17 protein-coding genes are annotated in these 21,915 nt (G+C 49.3%); 9 read left to right on the plus strand and 8 right to left on the minus strand.

From position 1 onward, the window contains the following. Positions 1-9: 9 nt before the first annotated feature. On the minus strand, positions 10-1,953 hold the full coding sequence (locus ACOJUO_RS02755; RefSeq protein WP_422138844.1) for a hypothetical protein: 1,944 nt from the start codon (positions 1,951-1,953) through the stop codon (positions 10-12). A 306-nt stretch (positions 1,954-2,259) separates the two neighbouring features. On the opposite strand from ACOJUO_RS02755, the gene ACOJUO_RS02760 reads away from it, so the two are divergent. Next, positions 2,260-2,403: a hypothetical protein gene (locus ACOJUO_RS02760; RefSeq protein ID WP_422135227.1), complete on the plus strand. Its 144-nt coding sequence runs from the start codon at positions 2,260-2,262 to the stop codon at positions 2,401-2,403. On the opposite strand, the gene ACOJUO_RS02765 is transcribed toward ACOJUO_RS02760, so the two are convergent. Then, entirely contained in the window at positions 2,388-4,130 is a 1,743-nt protein-coding gene (locus ACOJUO_RS02765) for a hypothetical protein (RefSeq protein ID WP_422138845.1), read from the minus strand. The genes ACOJUO_RS02760 and ACOJUO_RS02765 overlap by 16 nt on opposite strands. 112 nt (positions 4,131-4,242) lie before the next feature. Beyond that, entirely contained in the window at positions 4,243-5,988 is a 1,746-nt protein-coding gene (locus ACOJUO_RS02770; RefSeq protein WP_422138846.1) for a hypothetical protein, read from the minus strand. Positions 5,989-6,142: 154 nt separating this feature from the next. Between ACOJUO_RS02770 and ACOJUO_RS02775 the strand changes: the two genes are divergently transcribed. Then, on the plus strand, positions 6,143-7,276 hold the full coding sequence (locus ACOJUO_RS02775; RefSeq protein ID WP_422138847.1) for a hypothetical protein: 1,134 nt from the start codon (positions 6,143-6,145) through the stop codon (positions 7,274-7,276). A 29-nt stretch (positions 7,277-7,305) separates the two neighbouring features. Here ACOJUO_RS02775 and ACOJUO_RS02780 read toward each other — a convergent pair whose 3' ends face one another. Genes ACOJUO_RS02780 through tsaD form a run of 3 tightly spaced genes read right to left on the minus strand, consistent with a single transcriptional unit; the run spans position 7,306 to position 9,213 of the window. Continuing rightward, a complete protein-coding gene (locus ACOJUO_RS02780) occupies positions 7,306-7,803 on the minus strand; it encodes a 2-amino-4-hydroxy-6-hydroxymethyldihydropteridine diphosphokinase (RefSeq protein WP_422135231.1) in 498 nt (165 codons plus the stop codon). Further along, positions 7,800-8,165 (minus strand): dihydroneopterin aldolase, encoded by a 366-nt coding sequence (folB, locus tag ACOJUO_RS02785; protein WP_422135232.1) that lies wholly within the window; start codon positions 8,163-8,165, stop codon positions 7,800-7,802. Before folB ends, ACOJUO_RS02780 begins: the two co-directional genes overlap by 4 nt. Continuing rightward, entirely contained in the window at positions 8,158-9,213 is a 1,056-nt protein-coding gene (gene tsaD / locus ACOJUO_RS02790) for a tRNA (adenosine(37)-N6)-threonylcarbamoyltransferase complex transferase subunit TsaD (protein WP_422138848.1), read from the minus strand. The genes folB and tsaD overlap by 8 nt, the downstream gene beginning before the upstream one ends. 684 nt (positions 9,214-9,897) lie before the next feature. Here tsaD and rpsU point away from each other — a divergent pair. The 6 genes from rpsU to ACOJUO_RS02820 all read left to right on the plus strand — a co-directional run bounded on the left by rpsU (position 9,898) and on the right by ACOJUO_RS02820 (position 18,301). Continuing rightward, positions 9,898-10,113, plus strand: coding sequence for a 30S ribosomal protein S21 (rpsU, locus tag ACOJUO_RS02795; protein WP_034839300.1), 216 nt, complete (start codon positions 9,898-9,900; stop codon positions 10,111-10,113). 86 nt (positions 10,114-10,199) lie between these two features. Then, positions 10,200-10,649: a GatB/YqeY domain-containing protein gene (locus tag ACOJUO_RS02800; protein ID WP_422135234.1), complete on the plus strand. Its 450-nt coding sequence runs from the start codon at positions 10,200-10,202 to the stop codon at positions 10,647-10,649. A gap of 143 nt (positions 10,650-10,792) precedes the next feature. Beyond that, complete coding sequence (gene dnaG / locus ACOJUO_RS02805; RefSeq protein WP_422138849.1) at positions 10,793-12,742, plus strand: DNA primase; 1,950 nt, start codon at positions 10,793-10,795, stop codon at positions 12,740-12,742. Between the two features lie 462 nt (positions 12,743-13,204). Further along, positions 13,205-15,028 carry an RNA polymerase sigma factor RpoD gene (gene rpoD, locus ACOJUO_RS02810; RefSeq protein ID WP_422138850.1) on the plus strand — a complete coding sequence of 608 codons (1,824 nt, stop codon included), beginning with the start codon at positions 13,205-13,207 and terminating at the stop codon, positions 15,026-15,028. 266 nt (positions 15,029-15,294) lie between these two features. Further along, positions 15,295-16,704 carry a hypothetical protein gene (locus ACOJUO_RS02815; protein WP_422138851.1) on the plus strand — a complete coding sequence of 470 codons (1,410 nt, stop codon included), beginning with the start codon at positions 15,295-15,297 and terminating at the stop codon, positions 16,702-16,704. 202 nt (positions 16,705-16,906) lie between these two features. Continuing rightward, the gene (locus ACOJUO_RS02820; protein ID WP_422138852.1) at positions 16,907-18,301 is read left to right on the plus strand and encodes a cytochrome P450; all 1,395 of its coding nucleotides are present in this window, start codon (positions 16,907-16,909) and stop codon (positions 18,299-18,301) included. 219 nt (positions 18,302-18,520) lie between these two features. On the opposite strand, the gene ltrA is transcribed toward ACOJUO_RS02820, so the two are convergent. Further along, positions 18,521-19,768 (minus strand): group II intron reverse transcriptase/maturase, encoded by a 1,248-nt coding sequence (ltrA, locus tag ACOJUO_RS02825; RefSeq protein ID WP_422137883.1) that lies wholly within the window; start codon positions 19,766-19,768, stop codon positions 18,521-18,523. 107 nt (positions 19,769-19,875) lie between these two features. Further along, positions 19,876-20,004, minus strand: coding sequence for a hypothetical protein (locus tag ACOJUO_RS02830; protein WP_262599910.1), 129 nt, complete (start codon positions 20,002-20,004; stop codon positions 19,876-19,878). Between the two features lie 272 nt (positions 20,005-20,276). Here ACOJUO_RS02830 and ACOJUO_RS02835 point away from each other — a divergent pair, with 272 nt between their 5' ends. After that, on the plus strand, positions 20,277-21,629 hold the full coding sequence (locus ACOJUO_RS02835; RefSeq protein WP_422138853.1) for a hypothetical protein: 1,353 nt from the start codon (positions 20,277-20,279) through the stop codon (positions 21,627-21,629). The last annotated feature ends 286 nt before the right edge of the window (positions 21,630-21,915 follow it).

Consider the following 21,915-nt stretch of genomic DNA (forward strand, 5'->3'; position numbering starts at 1 on the left):
GGTATGAGATCAAGAGCCCGGACCACCGTCCTGACCCACATCAACAAGCTTGCGTTTTCGATGTATTCTATTGTGATGCAACAGTGCTCTACCATTCTTGAAGACCCTCCCACATGGCCGTTGCTGGCCACACTCTGTGAACAGGGTCGCGCTGCAAACTTGCTGTCCGCTGTGACTTGATTTTTTGTGATGCGACAGTACTTGAACATTCTTGAAGACCTTCCCGCACGATCGCGGTTGACCACCCTCCCCGATCACAGCCACTTTGCAAGTTTGTTGCCTGCCATGGAAGTTGCTTTTATGATTCGACAGAGCTTTAGCATTCTTGCAGATCTTCCCGCATGGCTGCGGTTGAGCATCCTCCCCAACCACAGCCAGGTTACAGATTGACTGGCCTCTGTGGTATCCGCTTTTATGAGCCGACAGGGCCAGAACATTCCTGCAGACCATCCCGCATGGCCGCAGCTGACCATCCTCGCCAATCACGGTAAGCTTACAGGTTTGTTGCCCGCTGTGGCTTCTTCTTCTGTGTTCCGACAGGGTTATAGGATTGTTGCAGACTGTCCCGCATTTCCTCAGCTGGCCATCGTCGCCAACCACCGCTGCGCTACAAGTTTGTTTGCCAGAGTGATCTCTTATTCTGTGATAAGAGAGAGCTTGACGATTCTTGCAGACCATTCCGCATGGCCGCGACTGGCTATCCTCGCCGATCACACTCACCTCACAAATTCGTTGCCTAGTGTCGTCTTTTATTTTTTGATGCGACAGGGCTTGAGCATTCTTGCGGGCCTTACCACATAGCTGCGGCTGACCATCTTCCCTGACCATGGTCACACCAGAGGTTTCCTGTTCGCTCTGGTCTTTCGTTTGTACTCTAACTGCCTTGGAAAGACGGTGTGGGCCCTGAACCAGTTGCGATGATTCTGTTTTTGTTTGTAGTGTTTCCGGAGCTTCCATTCGAGGTCTGAAATGGTTCAGAGTAGAGGGCATCCCGTTTTTTTCGTGAAGACTTTGACGCCCCAGATTAAGTAAACCACTAATTATGATCAGGTCATCAGCGGTGGCAGGCCAACGTCGGGGCATTGTCAGATCATCATTAAGTGGCCCGTTATAATCTGTATTTGCTGCTCCGGTCTGGCCTGTCGAAGGTTCAATGGCATTCAGCAACCATTCAGCAGGCCTTCTGCTATCGGATAATGATCGGAGTCTGCAAAAACCCTGGCAGGGATGTACGAAACAATTTAAACCAAAAGTATGCTGGTGTTGTTGAGGGTCTCTGTCACCGTCATCAAACTCGGAATACAGGAAGCTGGTGAATGAGCTTGCAGGGCAGGTGACTGTTCCCGGACTTTGCTGGCCGGATGATGCTGATGGCGAATATTGTTGCTGGTTATGTCCGGAGCCAAACGCCGCAGTGACGGTTACAAACGGGAGATCCCCCTGTGTCAGCATGGATGTCGCCTCATGCTGTTCAATCGGGTTAAAAAGTGATGATTCAGAGTTCCAATAGCTTTTTACAAGCCAACCGGCAGCGACAACCACTTTTACAGGCAGCCATGAATATCGTTTGCAGCATACAGGAGCGTGATTGGTGGTCAGGATCAGTTCGTAAGCAACCAGCAGTTGAGTGGCGTAAAGTAACTGCCATGAAATCGACTCAATAAGATTCATTTTGAGCTCGTAACTGCTCAATTTGTGTCGTTTTTCATCGGGCAGTGAATCTGACCCTGTACAGCCGTTTGTATCAGCAATGTCTGACGGGTTGCCCGACTTTGAGAGCAGATCAGACTTTATAGAAAAGCTTTGTTTTGGAAAGCTTGCATTCTGTTTAAACTCAACAACAAAACGTCTTGTCTGCACTTCGGCCTGACAGATGACAGAAAACGTCAGAAGCAGCAATAGCGATAACGCAAAGAGTGAGTGTTTAATAATTCTATCCTTGAGTTCTGGCATACAGAAAGGAAGGATAGATCAGGAAAACAAGTATGCTTTTCTTTTAAAAACCTTCTATTAAAAAAGCCAAAGGTTGCCCCGGGCAAAACCATATGAAAGATCTGCTGCCAGACCCGATCATTAGCAAAATCGTCGTAAACCCTCGCCCAATCGAGGGTGTCGCAAAACTCCAACAGCTCGTTCCCATGCTCTGAGTTCGTCATTCCCGCGAAGGCGGGAATCCAGCGCCAACGGTGGATCTCTGCCTTCTCGGGGATGACAAAGCCAGGGGAGCACCGGGCATTATGGTTCTGGTGGTGAGTCAGTGTGGATTCCCGCCTTCGCGGGAATGACGAGAATGAAATCGGGAATGACGAGAATCAAGTTGGGAATGACGGGGGTGAAGGCGGGAACCAGAGTTTTGCGACACCCTCGACAGGGCGGGGAGCAGTCACTTATTTACTTTCGTGAGGTTCGGGGCCATCATCCCGGTGCACTTCAACAGGCTTGCGTTTTCGATGTAATCCTTTGTGTACCGAAAGGGTATGAGCATTCTTGAAGACTCTTCCGCATCGCCACTGCTGGCCATCCTCTCCGACGACCGATACGTCGCAGGTTTTTGGCTCGCTGTGGACGCTACTTTTATGTTGCGACAAGGCAAGAGCATTCTTGCAGACTTTCCCGCATGGCCGTTGCTGACCGTCCTCACCGGCCACTGTCACGACACAGCTTTTTTGCACACCGTGGTCTTTTTTTTTGTGCGTCGACAGGGCCTGAGCATGCTGGCAGACTTTCCCACACGGCTTCTGCTGACCATCCCTTGCAAACACGGGCAGGTCACAGGTTTTTTGCCCGGTGTGATAATTGCTTTTATGAATCGACAGGGCCGCAGTATTCTTGCAAGCCTTCCCGCATGGCCGTTGCTGGCGATCTTTTGCGACCACTTTCACTTTACAGATTTGTTGAACACTGTGCTCTCTTTTTTTGTGAACCGACAGGGCTTGAGCATGCTTGCAAATCTTCCTGCAAGGCCGTCGCTGACCATCCTCTGCAACCAGAATCTCTTTACAGGTCTTTTGGCCAGAGTGAAAGCTGCTTTTGTGACTCGACAGGGCGCTGGCATTCTTGCAGACCTTATCGCACCGCCTCTGTCTGCCATCCTCTCCGACCAGGATAACTTCACAAGTCCGATGACTACTGCGATCTGCAGTTTTTAACCTGCGTGCCCTGGAAATACGGGGTGGATATTGACCTGATTGGGATGATCCTCTTGCTGTTTGTTGTGTTTCTGAAGTTTCCATTGGAGGTGTGAAATAACTTTGCGTAGATGAAATCCGGCGTTCTTCCTGAAGACAATGACCACCCAGATTGAGTAAAACACTGGCTATAAACCAGTCATTACTGTTGACAGGAAAATAACTCGGCATTGGCACATCATCACTGAGTTGCCCTCTGCTGCCTGTCGAATGTTCTACCGAGTTCAGCGGCGATTCAACGAACTCCCTGCTATCGGGTGACAGTTGGTATCTACAAACGCCATAACACGGGTGGACGAAACAATTTAAACCTAAAGTATGTGCATATTGTCGAGGGCCACCGTTACCGCCGCCAGAGTCAGAATACAGGAGGTTGGTGAGATAGCCTGTATGATGGACGGCTGCCCGAATCGCTGGCTGGCTGGATGATTCTGATGGTGGGTATTTTTCCGGGTTTTGTCCGGAGCCGAACATCATGGTGATGGCCCTGAGTGGATAATCCGGACGCATTTTTTGTTGTTCAATTGAGTTTAAGAGCAATGAATCGGGGTTCCAATAACTTTTTATAAGCCAACCGATAACGACGACCGCTTCTAAAGGTAGCCATGAATAAAGAGGGACATCTTTGCCAGTCAGTTTCAATTCATAAGCGACCAGCAAGTCACTGGCACAGAGCAACTGCCACGAAATCAATTCGATGAGGGTGGTTTTTACACTGTAACTGTAAGATCTATGTCGTTTGTCATCGGGCGGCGAATCAGATTCTGCATTGCCGTTGGTAACAGCAATATCTGATGGGTTGACCGGCAATTCAGGCCGATCATGTTTGATCGAAAAGCCCTGTTTTAGTGAAGCTGTATCCTGTCCAAGATCGACAATAAAACGCCCTGTCACCGCTTCGACCTGACAGACGACAGACAACGAGAATAGCAGCAACAGCATTACGGCACAGATTGAGTGTTTAATAATTCTGTCCTTGCATTCTCTTTTACAGAGAGGAAGGATAGATCAAGACCCCCTAAAAGGTTTGATTGCGGACCTGATTATTAGTTATTCACTTTATCTCCCGAGAACGATTGTCCTTGTCCTGGTCGAGATCTTCAGGCTTGCGCTTTCGATGCATTCTTTTGTGCCCGGTCAAGGCTTTAGCGTTCTTGCAAACTACCTTGCATGGGCACTGCTGATTCAGACCGGCTATTGTCAGGTCACAGGCTTGTTGCCCGCTGTGCTCTTTTTGTTTGTGATCCCTCAGTTCGCGAGCAGTCATGCAGGTCACCCCGCATATCCGTCGCTGACCATCCTCCCTGACCACAGCCACCAAACAAGTTCTGTGTCGGATGTGGAAATTGTTTTTGTGAAGATAAAGAGCGTAAAGATTCCTGAAGACCTTGCCGCATGACCGCTGCTGGCCATCCTCTCCAACCACTGTCAGGTCGCAGGTTTTTTGTCCGCTGTGTCTTGCGCTTTTGTGAGAAGACATGACTCGGGCATTCTTGCAGATTTTCCCGCATGGTCGCTGCTGACCATCTTCCCCGATCACGATCACCTCACAGATTCGTTGCCCGATGTGAACTCTGCTTCTAAGATTCGACAGTCCTTTGGCATTCTTGCAAACTGTTCTCAATGTCTGCGGCTGGTGACCTTCCGCGAGCACTGCCAGGTTAGGTTTTTTTTGTCCTGTATGGTCTGTGGCTTCTACTGTGTCTGCCCGGAAAAGGGGTGGTTGGCCCTGACCTGATCGGGATGGCTCGGTGATTATTTGTTGTCTTTCTGAATCGGCAGGAGTAAAGAAAATCGGTTCATCTACGAGAAGACTCTCTCGACCGGGCAACTCATTATTAGCTGCCAAATCATTAGCAGTGTAAAACCAGTCTCCTGGCATTGTTAAATCATCATTGAATAACCCGCTATCGCCAGCTGTAAAGGTTGTACCTGTGCTCATCGAACCTGAAGCGCCCCCATCGATAGGGTTGCAATCAAACTCATGGGCCTGAGGTCCAAATACGACATCAGAATTCAATAGGACCGGAATGTCAGGAACATCATCTGTCTGGTCTGTCGAACGCTCTTCGCAATACTGCGACCAAACTGCAGGCTCTCTGATATTGGATGATGGTCTGAATTGACAAACGCCATTACAGGGATGGAGGAAACAATTTAAACCTAAAGTGTGCGGGTGTTGTTCAGGCTCACCGTTACCATCACCAAAGTCAGAATAAGAGACCTCAGTAACATAGCCAGCAAGGGAGGGGGTGGCTGCCGATACTTGCTGAGTGGATGATGCTGATGGCGAGTATTGTGTCTGTCCGTGTCCGGAGCCAGTCGTCCCGGTAATAGCCGCAAACGGGTAATCCCGGCTCGCCTGCTGTTGAGCCCAATCAAACCACTTTGAATTAGTGTTCAGATAGCTTTTTAAAAGCCAGCCGACAAGAAGAATTGCTTCCAGAGGTAGCTGTGGATAAAAGCTTGCACCACGAGCGGTGAGGCTGGAGGGCAGGATCAGTTCGTAAACAACCTGCAGGTGAGCGGTGTAAAGCAACTGCCATGGAATCGACTCAACAAAGGTCATTTGTAACCCATAACTGTCAGATCTGTGTCGTTTTTCATGAGGTGCTAAAGCGGGTCCTGCATAGGCGTTTGTGTCGGCAATATCTGATGGCTTGCGTGACAACGCAGGCGGCTCACGTTCTATGGTAGAGTTCTGTTTCGGAGAACCTGCATCTTGTCCAAGCTCGATAATATAATGTCTTGTCAGTGCTTCGGTCTGGCAGGCGATCAACAACGCCAGTAGCATCGACAAGGGTACTGCAAAGAGTGAGTGTTTAATAATTCTATCCTTGATTTCTGGTTTACAGGAAGGAAGGAAGGAAGGATAGATCACCTGATGAAAGAAGGTTCTATAACAGCTTCCTTGCAGTTAATGTATTTTATTCAACGAAATAGATTGAGATGACATGGACATTTTTCTGGTCGGCGGTGCCGTTCGAGACAGGTTATTAGGCCTTCCACTCAAAGATCACGACTGGGTAGTGGTTGGTAGCAGTCCTGAGCAAATGACTGAACAGGGCTTTCAGCCTGTTGGCCAGGACTTCCCTGTCTTCCTTCATCCGGATACCAAAGAAGAATATGCGCTGGCTCGTACCGAAAGAAAGTCCGGTCATGGTTACACTGGCTTTGTTTTTCATACCGCCCCCGATGTCACTCTGGAAGAAGACCTGATCCGCAGAGACCTGACCATTAATGCCATGGCCCAGGATGATCTTGGCAATATCTATGATCCCTACGGTGGTCAGAAAGACCTCGAACAAAAACTGCTTCGCCATGTTTCCCCGGCATTTCAGGAAGATCCCCTGCGCATTCTTCGTGTAGCTCGATTTGCCGCCCGCTTCCATCACCTGGGGTTCAGGGTGGCTCCCGAGACTCTCGAATTGATGTCCTCTATGATCGACAGAGGTGAAGCCTCCTATCTGGTTCCCGAGCGAATCTGGCAAGAAACCACACGCGCCCTGTCTGAACCTGACCCTGAGATATTTTTTGAAGTATTATCTGAGTGTCACGCCATAAACGCCGTTATGCCGGAATGGGCTCCTTTCCTGAGAGAGAATTCGACAGGCATAAAAGCACTTCGCACGGCAGCCATTCAACAGGCGTCTTGTGACGTTCGATTTGCAGTCACCTTCGCTTCTGAAAAAGAACTCTCCAGAGACTTACTGACTGCACTGAGTAAACGACTGAAAACACCTTCCCAGTTTTCAGAGCTGGCCAGCCTGACTTTTCAGCACAGTGCTTATTTAATCGAGCACGCCGAAGCCCTAGAAGCAGAACAGCTAATGATTCTGTTTGAAAACACCGATGCATTCAGGCGGTCAGAACGTTTTGACGCCTTTCTGAAAGCCAGCCGCTGCATTGCCGTAGCTCAGAAAAAAACACTTTCTGAAAGCCATCAGAGCCAGATAAAATCCTTGCTTTCTCTTTGCCTTTCGACCAATGCCAAAGAGATTGTTGCCCGGGGCTTTAAGGGCAAGGCGATAGGTGAAGAACTGAGAAAAACGAGAGTATTACGAATGCAGGAACAACTGGATCACTAGAATTATTCAGCCCATGAACGGGCTGCTGATCAGATGGCTTCGAACTCCAGCTCAGGCAGAAGACGAGGTTGACTACCCAGCTTAACGCCTGGTTCAAATACCAGATTAATAGCGCCGGTAAAAACACTGACTGGCCTGCCCATCTGAAAATTCCATAACTGCTTTACCAGGGGTCGATAGTAAACTTCTTCGATGCTGCTGATCCTCACATCGCGAACATCATCAACCACCTGTAAAATATCGAGATCAGCCCGGCATTCAAGACTGCCTCTGACTCTTCCTAGCCGGTCTTCTACCTGCTTGCACCAGCCATTAATCGATGCGGATGACACTTCGCTCTCAAAGCAGGCGACAGCATTATAGTAATCAGCCGCTCTCTCCTTAGCCACAGCACCACCCTCGGCAGACGTTTGAATCAGACTACTGACCAATAAGGTACCAAACTGCTGACGGAGAGTCTGTATCATTTGCCAACAGTTTTGCTCGGCCTCATCATTGGACCCTACGCCAATGTAAAAAAGTGTCATGGCTGACGCATCTCTTCCCTGGTTCGTTCGCACCACACGGAGGCTAAAGCACCTTTCAATGCCTGTGGTTTTCGGATCAGTACTCCGACCCTGTCAACATTGAAATTCGCCTGAATTAACTGAATGATGCCACCTGCCAGGGCTTCGAGCAAAGCATATCGGGATGCTTCGCAAAAAGCACGAACGGTCTGGCTGATAGCATCGTAATCCAAGGCATCGTTCAGGTCGTCAGATCGAAATGCCCGGGAAAAATCAGTTTCCAGCTCTAAATCAATGATCAAAGGCTGGGCCGCTTCGTGCTCAAATTCGTAAACACCAATCACAGCCTGGGTTTCCAGCTGTTCAATTCGAACCTTATCCATTCACCCTGCCCTCTGGTTTCAGGTTAACGGCTTCCAGTGTTTCCATGTTCCAGCGTGGCATCGGGGCCACTTCAAGGGGCTCCGTCTGACCGGCAAGCAGACGCTGGCAACCGGCATAGGCGATCATTGCACCATTATCTGTACAAAACTCAGGTCTGGCATAACGAAGGCTGCCACCTTCTTTTGCCGCCATGGCTTCAAGCTGATTTCTCAACCGGCGATTGGCACTGACACCTCCGGCAATCACCAACTGTTTCAAACCGGTCTGCCTGAGAGCCCGACGACACTTGAATGCAAGAGTATCAACCACGGCATCTTCAAAAGCCCAGGCAATATCCGCTCGATCCTGCTCGCTCAGCCCACCTTCTTCTTTACAGGCTGCTATGGTATTGAGTGTAAAGGTTTTCAAACCACTGAAGCTGAAATCCAGACCGGGACGATCGCACATAGGCCGTGGGAAGCGGAAACGCCCTTCAGTCCCCTTCTGTGCAAGATTGGAAACCCTTGGACCACCGGGATACCCTAATTCCAACATAGCGGCTACTTTGTCAAAAGCCTCACCAGCAGCATCATCAATAGACTCGCCCAACAGCTGATATTGCCCAATACCATCAACCCGCACCAATTGGGTATGACCACCCGACACCAGTAAGGCAAGGAAAGGAAAATCAGGTGGATTTTCTTCCAGCATAGGAGCCAGCAAATGACCCTCCATATGATGGACACCCACACAAGGAACACCCAGCGCCCAGGCCATGGAACGACCTATACTGGCTCCCACCATCAGGGCACCAATCAGACCCGGGCCTCTGGTGTAGGCCAGGGCATCAATCTGTTTGCGTGTGATGTCGGCTTTTTCCAGCACCTGGCTGATCAGTGGGAGAACCCTTTGGATATGGTCTCTGGAGGCCAGTTCAGGCACGACACCGCCATACTCGGTATGCATTTCAATCTGACTGTACAGAGCATCCGCCAGCAACCCTCTCTCGCTGTCATAAAGTGCAATGCCTGACTCATCACAGGATGTTTCAATCCCGAGGACTATCATCTGTTAGACCCACTACTGTTTTCAAAAAAAAGCTGTTTTCATTAAGGCAATGCCACGATCCGTTAGCATTGGCCTGTCAGATACAGCTGACACTTCCCGCTGGTTTCTGAAAGAAACTGTGGATTACCGTCATTCAGACAGCTTTTCAGCTCATCAACCTCAGCACAAATAACAGGCACCCTGATAATAAGAATCTACCTATAAGGCTATTATTCGCTACCTGCTGCAGGATCTCGGGATGATACTGCAAAGCGGCCTTTACAGGAAATGCCAGACACCGCAACCCCGGGGACTCTTAAAGGAATGAAAGCAAGTCAGGTTTTTGCATTTATTGAAAATAGTCTATAAAATTCCCACCCTTAAAAATACGCGGCTAGTCTGAACATTTGTTCAGGCTTATTTTGCGGGTCGGAATTAGCTTCTTCCCACGGCTTTCAGGGCATCAGATTAACTGTACTCCGGAAAAAAGTGTGAATGCTCAACCGCCTGCTCTCGTTTGGCGTGATTCATTGATATGAAAATCGTCAGGTCGAAAATAAATCCTTGCCAAGCCATCCCTGGCTTGTGAACAACAGGGCAGAATTTTCTGAAAGAGAGTAGATGGTACTAATAGCAGATGTTGTGATGCCGGGCTGCAAACCTTTATTAATGTACTCACTATTTTTATAGGAAGGTGATCTCTGCATGCCTGCTGTTAAAGTTAAAGAAAATGAACCGTTTGATGTAGCACTGCGCCGCTTTAAGCGCTCTTGCGAAAAGGCTGGGGTACTGGCTGAAGTACGTCGTCGTGAACACTACGAAAAGCCTACCTCCGTTCGCAAGCGCAAGGCCGCTGCTGCTGTCAAGCGTCATTTGAAAAAACTGCAGCGCGAACAGCGTCGTCGCGAGCGTCTGTATTAAGAACGGATTTCCGGCTTTAATAACTTCGATTCCCAAATTTCTGCTCGAAACTTTCTTTCGGGAAAGAATCGTATTGAGGTAAGAACATGAGCGAATGCCAGGTCAGGGAACAACTGACTGCTGCAATGAAGGATGCCATGCGCAGCCGCGACAAGGTTCGATTGGGAACGATTCGCCTGGCTCTTTCCGAGCTTAAGCGAATAGAAGTAGACGAAAAGTCGATTGACGACACCCGCGCCCTTGCAGCACTTGACAAGATGGCCAAGCAACGCCGCGATGCCATCAACCAGTTCGAGTCTGCAGGGCGCACTGATCTGGCTGATCAGGAGAAACTGGAACTGACCATTCTTCAGGGCTTCCTGCCCTCGCAGCTCAGCACCGAAGAAATCAGCCAACTCGTCTCGGAAGCCATTCGCGAAACCGAGGCACAAAGCATGCGCGACATGGGAAAGGTCATGGGCATTATCAAGCCTAAAGTTCAAGGCCGGGCAGACATGAGTCAGGTCAGCCAGACCATCAGACAACTGCTTAACTGAGTCAGCTCTGCGCAAGTCTGCCATCAACATTGGCAACAATCACTGACAACCGTCCATTAGCGATGATAACATCAGCACTCTGTTAAGATTTCTGGCAGCGGCCTTTTCACTTCAATGGCTGGCACTCACATTTATGGGCATTTATGGCCGGACGCATCCCCCAGACATTTATTGATGACCTGCTGAACCGGCTGGACATCGTGGACGTTGTCGATAGCCGGGTAAAGCTTAAGAAGACCGGTCGAAATTACTCCGCTTGCTGCCCTTTCCATCAGGAAAAAACCCCATCATTCACTGTCAGCCCGGACAAGCAGTTTTACTATTGCTTTGGCTGCGGTGCCAGCGGCAACGCCCTGGGCTTTGTCATGGATTTTGACCACCTGGACTTCCCGACAGCAGTTGATTCTCTGGCCAGCCAGGTTGGACTGGAAGTTCCCAGAGAACAGCACAGTCAAAAACGCGGCCCGGATCACAGCCCGCTTTATGAGCTGATGACCAAAGCCAACGTTTTTTTCAACGAACAATTGATTAAAGCTTCTGATGCACCCAAAGCCATTGAATACCTTAAGCAGAGAGGACTGGATGGCCAGACCTGCAAACGTTTCGGTATCGGCTTTGCCCCGCCTGGCTGGGACAACCTGAAGAATCATCTGGCAGAGAACCAGGAGAAAGAAGACCAGTTAGTTACAACCGGCATGCTGGTGGAAAAAGAAGAAACCAAAAGCCGCTATGACCGCTTCCGCGACCGAATCATGTTTCCCATTCATGATACCCGAGGTCGAATCATCGCTTTTGGTGGCCGGGTACTGGGCGACGCCAAACCCAAATACCTCAACTCACCGGAATCCCCCATTTTCCAGAAGGGACGGGAGTTATATGGACTGTACGAAGCCAAAAAGCATAATCGCCACCTTGATCGCATTCTTGTTGTCGAAGGCTATATGGATGTTGTTGCCCTGGCCCAACAGGGCATTAACAATGCTGTCGCCACCCTGGGTACAGCAACAACCCCGGACCACATACAGAGACTTTTTAAAACCGTATCAGAAGTTGTGTTCTGCTTTGACGGCGATAATGCTGGCGGACGCGCAGCCTGGCGAGCCCTTGAATCCACTCTTCCCCAGATGAAAGATGGCAATCAGGCACGTTTTCTGTTTTTACCCCAGAGCGAAGATCCGGACAGCATGGTCAGACAAGAAGGTGCCGATGCCTTTCTGGAAAGAATAAAAACCACCGCCCTCAGCCTCGACACTTTCCTGTTTCAGGAACTCAGTAACGGTATCGACCTGAATACCATGGACGGACGTTCACGACTGGCCACCGATGCACAACCTCACCTCCACAAGATTCCCGACGGTCTGTTCAAACAGATGTTGATGCAGAAACTGTCAGAGATCACTGGTTTGAATACCGATACTCTTGAAAATTATTTAAACAAAAAGACTGAGCCTGAACCTGCCGCTGATAACGCATACGACGATTACCCTTTACCTGCTGAAACCGACTATTATCCGCAAGCGCACTATGAGCCTGAGTCTGCCCAGCACTTCCAACCTCAGACGTATAGTTTTGAGCGCAAACCCTTTAAAAAGGGTTTTAAGGAAAAGAACGAACCGCCCGTTCCTGCGCCATTAAAAGTGGGTCGATCTCTATATGCCATCCGGCACCTGCTTTGTAATCCTGAATTAGCGGCCAGCGTAAAAGCAATCAATGAACTGGAAGGTGACGGGCATCCTGATACACAACTGTTAATTGCTCTGATAAAAACGCTTCAGGAACAACCTAAACTGGCCACTATTGCCCTGATCGCACAATGGCATGGTACTCACCACGGCATTCGACTTCAGGAAATCGCATCGTTGGAACTTGGGCATCAGCCCAACGACCAGGAATTCCATGAAGCTATAGAACGAATCAGGGATACGGTCCGGGAGCTTGAGCACAAACAGACGGCCAACTCTCTTAAACAAACTTTTTCACAGAAAAAACCCGGTCAGATAGACTCGGCACAACGCAGTGTTCTGGAAGCCCTGCTTGAAAAGAAAAAGAAAAAACTCGGTATCGAGTCCACGAACACCAGTACCAAGAAATAACGTTCTGAAAACCCGGAAAAATCCCGGACTGAACGACAAACGCCTTATTTTTTAGCAATAACTGTAAGTAAAATGTAAATTGTTTTTTATCACTTTATTTATGGCGACGCACATATTTTTAGGTATATACTTGAACTTCACTGTGCTATGTGGGAAGCCGTTATTAACCACACACCTGATTCTGAAACCGGTCTGAAACAGCCATGAGCGAAGAAGGCATCTTACTGACTCACCTGTTGTGAGAGGGTGCTTTTACGGTAAAAAGCCAAGGAAGGGGACCCTCACCATGCGTAGTTTTTCATGGACCGTTTTTCCGGTGCCCCATCCACTGAACATCGTGCAGATCCGCGAGAGTGTACTCTTTTACACTTTATTGTGGAAAACCTCGTGTTTTTTGAGCTATAATTGCCTGCTTACGTTTTTTTTCGTCCGGCACTCCACTTTCGCTGTTAAAGGGTTGATATGTCAGCTAACTCGCAACAACAATCCCGACTGAAAGAGCTTATCTCTCGCGGTAAGGAACAGGGATACCTGACTTACGCTGAGGTAAATGACCATCTTCCTGAAGACATCTCCGACCCTGACCAGGTTGAAGATATCATTCGCATGATCAATGACATGGGTATCACCGTCTACGAAACAGCGCCGGACGCCGATACCCTGTTGTTGTCAGAAGCGGACACTGATGAAGCTGCTGCCGAAGAGGCAGCAGCAGCTCTTGCAGCTGTTGAACAGGAAGCAGGCCGAACCACTGACCCTGTGCGCATGTACATGCGTGAAATGGGCACGGTCGAACTGCTGACTCGCGAAGGCGAAATCCAGATCGCCAAACGCATTGAAGAAGGGCTGCGTGAAGTCATGTCAGCCCTGGCCAGATTTCCTGGCTCGGTTCAGATTGTTCTGGACGAATATGACCGGATTATAGAAGAAGAAGGCCGCCTGACTGATCTGATCAGCGGCTATATCGATCCTGATTCCGATGAGCCTGTCGCCCCCCCCTCTCCTGCTGTCGAGAACATCGAAGAAGACTTTGACGACGATGACTCTGATGACGATGACGATGACGACGCTGGCGGTCTTGATCCGGAAGAAGCCAAAGAGCGCTTTGATCTCCTTCGCGCTGGTCATGAGAAGGTACTGAGCACTTTGGCAAAGCATGACTTTGGTTCCAAAGAAGCCAAAGCTGCAATGGATGAACTGACCACAGCTTTCATGCCTCTGAAACTGGTTCCCCGTGTTTTTGACATGCTGGTTTTCCGCATCAGGAATACTCTGGACACCATTCGGGGCAATGAGCGCGCGATCATGCAATTCTGCGTACGCCGCGCGAAAATGCCTCGCAAGATCTTCCTCAGTACTTTCCCGGGCAACGAGACCAGCCTGAAATGGATTGATGACATCACTTCTGGCAGCGCCGGCTATGCTGAAGCCATCAAACACTACCGGGATGAAATCATACGTGCCCAGAAGAAGCTGATCACTATTGAGAAAGAGTTCGGCTGTACGCTGGTCCAGATCAAGGACATCAATCGCAGAATGTCTCTGGGCGAGGCCCGCGCCCGTCGTGCCAAGAAAGAAATGGTCGAAGCCAACCTGCGTCTGGTTATTTCTATCGCCAAAAAATACACCAACCGTGGTCTGCAGTTCCTGGATCTGATTCAGGAAGGCAACATCGGTCTGATGAAAGCGGTAGACAAATTCGAATACCGTCGCGGATACAAGTTTTCGACCTACGCTACCTGGTGGATCCGTCAGGCTATCACCCGCTCCATTGCGGACCAGGCCAGAACGATTCGTATCCCGGTTCACATGATTGAAACGATCAACAAACTGAACCGTATTTCCAGACAGATGCTCCAGGAGATGGGGCGTGAACCGACTCCTGAAGAACTGGCTGTTCGCATGGAAATGCCAGAAGACAAGATCCGCAAGGTACTGAAAATCTCCAAAGAGCCTATCTCCATGGAGACACCCATCGGCGACGATGAAGACTCCCATTTGGGTGATTTTATCGAAGACGCGACCATTCAGTCACCTATCGATCGGGCTACCGGCACTGGTCTGAAAGAATCTACCCGCAACGTACTCTCTGGCCTGACGGCTCGGGAAGCGAAGGTACTACGCATGCGTTTCGGTATCGACATGAACACTGACCACACTCTGGAAGAGGTGGGCAAGCAGTTCGACGTTACCCGTGAACGTATCCGTCAGATCGAAGCCAAGGCTCTGAGAAAGCTGCGTCACCCGACGCGCTCGGATCACCTGAGGAGCTTCCTGGACGAGTAATATCTTCCAGTTCCAAAGTACCAATAAAGCCGTGCTTTTCACTTTTGAAAGCACGGTTTTTTTGTATCTGGCTGCCACCAACTGGTCAAGACAGGTGACCCATCGTGGGTCGCTTCAATAACAGGTGTGTCCATTTTACTGACCTATATATGAACTCTTTGGAGCTTTTTTGCCTCTAATAATTAGACGGGTTGTATCGCAACCTCTGATCTCTCCAGAGGGAGTTGCGTAACACCAATAATGTTCTTTAAAAGGGGGATAACATTATGGACCCATTACGCGCTTTATTACTGACCATTCTGATCTTTTTTCCTGTCCAGGCTTCTGCTGGAGAATTTTCACCCGGCTACTCGACGGCATACCGCCACTTTCCAGAGCTGGTAACTGCACTTGATAAAAACTTTGATGGCCTGCTCTCCTACGATGAACTCATTGATGGCTACCATGCACCGTATCTGAACAAAGACCTTTATCAAACCATCAGGCTTTACCTCGTTAATTTCGAGTCGTGGCAAAACCCTGTTGCCGTCTCATTAAGCAGGGATAGCATTGAGTTGGCCGAACTGTCGGGACAAGTGGCAAAGTATCACCACGAGCGGGACAACACTTTTTGGGATGCCTGGCTTGCACAACCGGAACGGCAACCTTATGCAGACGCTTATAGACGACTTTTCCCTCATGGTCTGACCAGTATTACTCCGGATAATCTTGTGCAAAAGTATTTTCCAGACTGTGTTCTGATTGCCTCGCTGGCCTCAATAGCCAGCTCCGAAACCGGAAAAAGACTGATATTCAATTACTTCTATAATACGGCTGATGAACAGGTATTTAGCATCGTTTTTCGCGGCAGTAATGCAAGTATACCGATTCGATTCAGAGAAGTTGAGCACTACAAATTTGCCGAAACACGTGATGGCGGTATCTGGCTGGCTATGCTGGAAGCTGCTTACGCAGAATCGTCAAAAAGTTTCGTTAAAAAATATCGACAAGCCGACTGGTCACGGTTTGACTATCGCAAATATTCAAAGCTGGACGGGGTAGACCAGATGCAAGCTATTGATGTACTTATGGGATCCTATTCCGATTACATCAACCCGCAACTTCAAAGTCAGGAGCAGTTGAAGGAGCTACTCAACTCTTTTGTTGATAATGAAAAAGTTGCGATTTTTTCTGTTAACCCATCAATTTCAACTTTACTGAAGTTAAGGCCATTCGCTAGAATCAAAAGCTATCACGCCTATAGCCTGATCGGCTATGACAAAGAAAAAGATATTGTTTATATTCGTGACCCTCATGGCTGGTCTGCTACGCATACAAACCTCTATACCATTAACCAACATATTCAGCCTCTTTCCTCAGGCAACAGTGCAATATTTGAAGTCATAAACAGCCACCCTTGGGACCCTGACTATAAACGCGCTTATGGACTGACGGATCCTGAACTAAACGACTTCCTCAACCAAACCGCACCACAGGCGCTGGACATCATAGCCAAAGGCGAAATCCTTTCCGATATTTCATTACCCATATCTACTTCTGAGAGAAGCCCTGCCAGGACCGGCATCATTGAAATGACCGTAGAACAGTTCATTGATACATTTAATGTCCTGTTCATCAGCCAGTGCGGCCCCTATCAATGCCCTAATATCAATAGGAGCCTGACCAGCCGGATATAAACTACTCTTTGGACTTGCTGTTATCTAATGGTTAATTAGCCTTGTCGAAAATCACCATCAGACCAGAAGGTGTCACGTGTAACAAACTGCTTTTTACAGGGGTTAAGTCGCGCCGACGCTTTTGCACCTCTTTGGCATCGATGCCCGTACGAATGGGTCGGGAAATCGCTGATCGAAATCAATGAGTAAAAAAGGAGGGGTCATGACCCGTTTAAAGTTATTTGGCCGCAAAGAAAGCATGTCGTCCGCGCCTCAAGTCCCTGGGCCGACTGGGCTTGAAATGCTCAAGGTGATGAAGGAGGGGCAGCGCGATATCCTCAGCACGCTGATGAGCTTGAGCAATCAGTACGGTGATATTGTGCGTTTCCGCTATGGGCTTTGGCCAGCCTGTTTGGTGACGCACCCAGACCATGTTCGTCATGTGCTTCAAACAAATAATCGTAACTATGACAAAGGCAATCCCCTCTGGGATATGTCACGCTGGTTTTTTCGTGAGGGCTTGCTGACGAGCGAAGGGGAGTTTTGGCGACGGCAGCGTCGTTTGGCGCAACCCGCCTTTCATCATAAGCGTATCGCGACCTTTGCGGAGCTGATGGTTGAGGAAACGGTCAAGATGCTTGCGGCCTGGGTGCAAAAAGATCAGGAGGAAGAGGAAGCGGCGTTCGATATGGCTGCGGAAATGGGACACTTGACAGCCCGCATTGTCAGCACAACCCTCTTTGGAGTAGACGTTGAAGAGCAAGCCGAGGCGATCCATCGCCAAACCTTGCTCATTAATTCTGAGATTGGCGAACGATTCCGGGCGCTTTTGCCACTGCCGCCCGTGCTGCCCACGCCGCGTGACCGTCGTTTCCGAGCGGCACAAAAAGAGCTGAATGACGCCGTGGAACAAATGATCAGCAGGCATCGCCAAGACAATACAGAACGCGGCAACTTGCTCTCGATGCTAATGCACGCCCGTGATGAAGAAACGAACGAACAGATGACCGATCAGCAACTACGCGACGAAGTGCTGATTTTTTTTACCGCCGGGACTGAGACGACAGCCAATGCCCTGGCGTGGTGCTCTTATCTGCTTTCAACACATCCCACCGTGCGCCGCCGCCTTTGGGCTGAAATAGATGAGGTGTCAGGGGGGCGACGTGCCACGCTGGATGATTTGCCAAAGCTTAGTTACACGCGCATGGTCTTTCTCGAAGCGATGCGCCTCTTTCCACCCGCCTGGCTCATCTCGCGCCGCGCCGTCGCCGATGATGAAATCGCGGGCTACCACATCCCCGCCGACACGATGATATTCACCAGCCCCTACGTCACGCACCGCCATGCCACCTTTTGGCCAAACCCTGAAGGCTTTGAGCCAGAGCGCTTTGAAAAAGAACGCGAAATCAAGCGCTTTGCCTACTTTCCCTTTGGCGGCGGCCCACGTCAGTGCATTGGCAACCAGATGGCCATGATGGAAGGCAGCCTCATCCTCGCCACCCTCTGCCAGCAATACCGCCTTGACCTCGTAGCTGGCCATCCCATCGCCCTCGAGCCCCTGATCACCCTCGCCCCACGGCATGGCATTATGATGACGCGCCATCGACGGCAAAGATGACGCGAATCCCTGACCACAAATCAAGAGAATGACGCGAATCTTTGACCACCAATGAATATGCTAGATCGATTACGCACTCTATTAATGGCCAGTCTGCTGTTTTTTTCTGTCCAGGTTTTTAGCGGGCAATTCGCACCCGGCTGGTAAGTAGCCCATAGGAACCTCCCCTACAGGCTCTCTCAGAACCGTACGTGAACCTCTCAGCTCATACGGCTCCCATCATCCAACCGACGGCTTGACACCAAATTTCCAGTGCGGGAACAGATTTGGAAATTTCTTGGCGATTTCCCCAAGTCTGTGTTCCGCCCTTCGCCGGTGCCTTTTAAGCCTTTTGTATTTCCTCGTCGCCCACAAACTGAGTTTGCGGTTGATTTGACGCAGTGTCGGGTACATGGCTGATTTGTAGAAACGACCGTAGTAGTTTATCCAGCCCTGTATCTGAGCCCTGAACATTCGAGCCAGATCAGGAAGCTCTTTGTCACTGCGTAAATGCAGCTTCCAACTTCTTACTACCTGTCTGATGGCCTTTCCTGCTTTTGGACTCATGGCTGGCGTAAAGTTAATGAAGTGCTTGCCCCATCGGTTCTTTGACCTCCTTGGGCGAAATGTATAGCCAAGAAAGTCAAAACTGGTGACAAGGTGCTCCTCCCTCCGGTCGTCGTCTTTACAGTAAACAATCTTTGTCTTGTCCGGATGCATTTCCAGACCGCACTCACGAAACCTTGCCTCTAAAGCATCCTTTAAAGCCTTCGCTTCCACCTCATGCCGACAATGGGCAAGCCCATCGTCAGCATAACGGCAGAATGGAATCGCAGGAAAATTCCTTTCCATCCACTTATCGAAGGCATAGTGCATAAACAGATTACTGAGTACGGGGCTGATCACACCGCCCTGTGGAACACCTCGCTCACGTATAATAACTGTGCCGTCTTCCCGCTGAATCGGCGCTGTTAACCAGCGCTCAATGTAGAGGATCAGCCAGCGATTATTCGTATGCTTGCGAACCGCTTTCATCAGCAGTTCGTGGTCGATGTTGTCGAACAACCCTCTGATGTCAAACTCCAGCACCCAGTTATAACGCCAGCACCGTTTACGGGTGATATCCAACGCCTGATGTGCTGATTTGTTTGGTCTGTAGCCATAGGAGTCTGGATGGAACCAAGGCTCAACCGATGGCTCAAAATGCAGCTTCACAACCATCTGTGCAACCCGATCTGACACCGTTGGAATGCCCAACTTTCTTTCCCCACCTGTTTTCTTCGGTATCGCTACCGTTTTAACAGCAGGCGGAAAGTAGCTGCCAGACGACATCCGATTCCAGATCTTGTACAGATTGTTCTTCAGGTCAGACTCAAATTGTTCAATGGTCTCACCATCAACGCCATGAGCGCCTTTATTGGCTTTGACCAGTTGCCATGCACGTACAACATCGTGCTTGGAAATTTCAAACGGTTTTGTTGTTTCCAAAAATTCCTCCCACCGACAGCGTCGAGCTGCCACAGTGGTTGACTTCTAAATTCAACAGGATGACCGATCCCCTTCGCTCCAACGCCATTACAGCGCCTTCATCACTACTACGGGATCGTCCGCCCCTGTGCCTTGCATTGGTACTCAGACTCTTGCAGGGTCTCTGCTTGAGTGGCTCCCTTAACATCAAGGCGACAGGTTCCCACGTTCCACACAGAAGCCTGTGTTAAGTTCATGCCTTCTCCACGCCGGATGCCATCTGGACAGTAAACAGGTGTCCTCCAGACTTATCCCGGGCTAACGACTACCTCCCGGTTTTGACATCGTTCCTACGCTTTCGACGCGTCATCAAAGGTTCACTTGCGTTCATCTCCTTAACACACACCTGACAGGATCAAGCCCTGCCTTTTCCTTAACGCTCACGACCAAGGCTCTTTACCTTCGCCGCTTAAGGTGGTTTGAAGCCTCCTCCTGTAAGACGGCTCCGAGGGGCCCACCCTCATCTTCTGTGCAGTTGCGCATCAGTGCTGCTTACGCAGCAGTCTGTGCTCGTGGCACACACTCGTCGGCATACCGCTACTTCCCGGAGCTGGCAGGCGCACTTGATAAAGACTCTGATGGTCTGCTCTCCTACGATGAACTGATTGAGGGCTACCATGCCCCGTATCTGCACAAAGACCTTTACCAAACCATCAGGCTTTACCTTGTTAATTTCGAGTCATGGCAAAACCCTGTTACTGCTTCATTAAGCAGGAAGAGCATTGAACTGGCTGAACTGTCGGGGCAAGTCGCAAAGTATCATCACGAGCAGGACAACACCTTCTGGGATACCTGGCTAGCAAAGCCGAAACAGAAAGCGTTTGCCGACGTTTATAGACGACTTTTCCCCCATGGTCTTACCAGTATCACCCCGGATAACCTCCTGCAGAAAGATTTTCCAGATTGTGTTCTGATCGCTACTCTGGCCTCATTAGCCAGTTGTGAAACCGGAAAAAGGTTAATATTCAATTACTTCTATCCCATTGATGAACAGGCATTAAGTATTCTTTTTGAAGGTATTAGTGAGGGCGCCCAGATTGAATTCAGAGAAGTTGAGCACCATTCATACTTTGCCAAAACACGGGATGGTGGTATCTGGCTGGCTGTGCTGGAAGCCGCATACGCCCACCTGTCGAAACGTTTCATTAATAAAAATCGACATAATGACCGGGCACAATCCAGATATCATCAATACTCAGAACTGGATACAATCAGGGAGTCAGATGCTTTTCACATACTAATGGGATCGCATAGCAATCTCATCAATCTGCAATCTGTGACTCAGGGGCGATTAAAGGAACTGCTCAACACTTTTGTTGATAATGAAAAAGCAGCAACTATTGCTATTATCCCATCTTATTCAGCTCCCCTCGGGCTGAAGCCGTTCGCAAAAATTATAAACAATCACGCCTACAGCCTGATTGGCTATGTCAGGGAAAAAGAAGTTGTCTATATTCGTGACCCTCATGGTTATTCTGCTGCGGTTGAAAATCTCATTACCATTATTCGACATAATCAGCATCTTTCCATAGGAGATAACGTAATATTTGAAGCCATGATGAACTATCCCAGCCATCCTGACTACGGAGTCGCCTATATCTTGACAGAGTCTGAAGTAAACAACTTCCTTAAACTAAATGACCCTAAGACGATTAAAATGGAGAAAGACATAATCAATATTGAACGACTCAGGTCTTGGTCTGAGAAAAGCCCCGCCAATACCGGCATCATCGAAATGAGCATAGACCAGCTTATTAGCACCTTTAATATCATGCACATTAGTCAGGACGGGCCGTATCAATGCCCTATAAGCCATAACTAAGGACCTGGCCAGTTGCTCATTCTGCTAACAGGAATCTCCATTTCTCTCACCTGTAAATGAACTTTTTGAACTTCCTGTCATCTAAGTACCTAACCAGTTGGTTTCGCATATTCTGAACGGCGGCTTTTTCCACCCTTCTGCGTTCCAACTCTGGTTGCGTAGCTACGGCTACGCGCCCGTCGTTACGCCTTGAAGGATGAAAAAATCCACTCGCCAGAATATGCGAAACCAACTGGCCAGGTACTTAATGGTTAAGAAGCCGTGTCACAACCCATGACAAAACCAG

Source organism: Endozoicomonas sp. ALC020, from assembly GCF_049275935.1.
Taxonomy (GTDB): Bacteria; Pseudomonadota; Gammaproteobacteria; order Pseudomonadales; family Endozoicomonadaceae; genus Endozoicomonas_A.

Coding starts and splice junctions, on each gene's coding strand:
- ACOJUO_RS02755 (WP_422138844.1), bottom strand. CDS start 1,953: ATGCCAGAACTCAAGGATAGAATTATTAAACACTCACTCTTTGCGTTA.
- ACOJUO_RS02765 (WP_422138845.1), bottom strand. CDS start 4,130: ATGCTGTTGCTGCTATTCTCGTTGTCTGTCGTCTGTCAGGTCGAAGCG.
- ACOJUO_RS02775 (WP_422138847.1), top strand. CDS start 6,143: ATGGACATTTTTCTGGTCGGCGGTGCCGTTCGAGACAGGTTATTAGGC.
- ACOJUO_RS02780 (WP_422135231.1), bottom strand. CDS start 7,803: ATGACACTTTTTTACATTGGCGTAGGGTCCAATGATGAGGCCGAGCAA.
- folB (WP_422135232.1), bottom strand. CDS start 8,165: ATGGATAAGGTTCGAATTGAACAGCTGGAAACCCAGGCTGTGATTGGT.
- tsaD (WP_422138848.1), bottom strand. CDS start 9,213: ATGATAGTCCTCGGGATTGAAACATCCTGTGATGAGTCAGGCATTGCA.
- rpsU (WP_034839300.1), top strand. CDS start 9,898: ATGCCTGCTGTTAAAGTTAAAGAAAATGAACCGTTTGATGTAGCACTG.
- ACOJUO_RS02800 (WP_422135234.1), top strand. CDS start 10,200: ATGAGCGAATGCCAGGTCAGGGAACAACTGACTGCTGCAATGAAGGAT.
- dnaG (WP_422138849.1), top strand. CDS start 10,793: ATGGCCGGACGCATCCCCCAGACATTTATTGATGACCTGCTGAACCGG.
- rpoD (WP_422138850.1), top strand. CDS start 13,205: ATGTCAGCTAACTCGCAACAACAATCCCGACTGAAAGAGCTTATCTCT.
- ACOJUO_RS02815 (WP_422138851.1), top strand. CDS start 15,295: ATGGACCCATTACGCGCTTTATTACTGACCATTCTGATCTTTTTTCCT.
- ACOJUO_RS02820 (WP_422138852.1), top strand. CDS start 16,907: ATGACCCGTTTAAAGTTATTTGGCCGCAAAGAAAGCATGTCGTCCGCG.
- ACOJUO_RS02830 (WP_262599910.1), bottom strand. CDS start 20,004: ATGAACTTAACACAGGCTTCTGTGTGGAACGTGGGAACCTGTCGCCTT.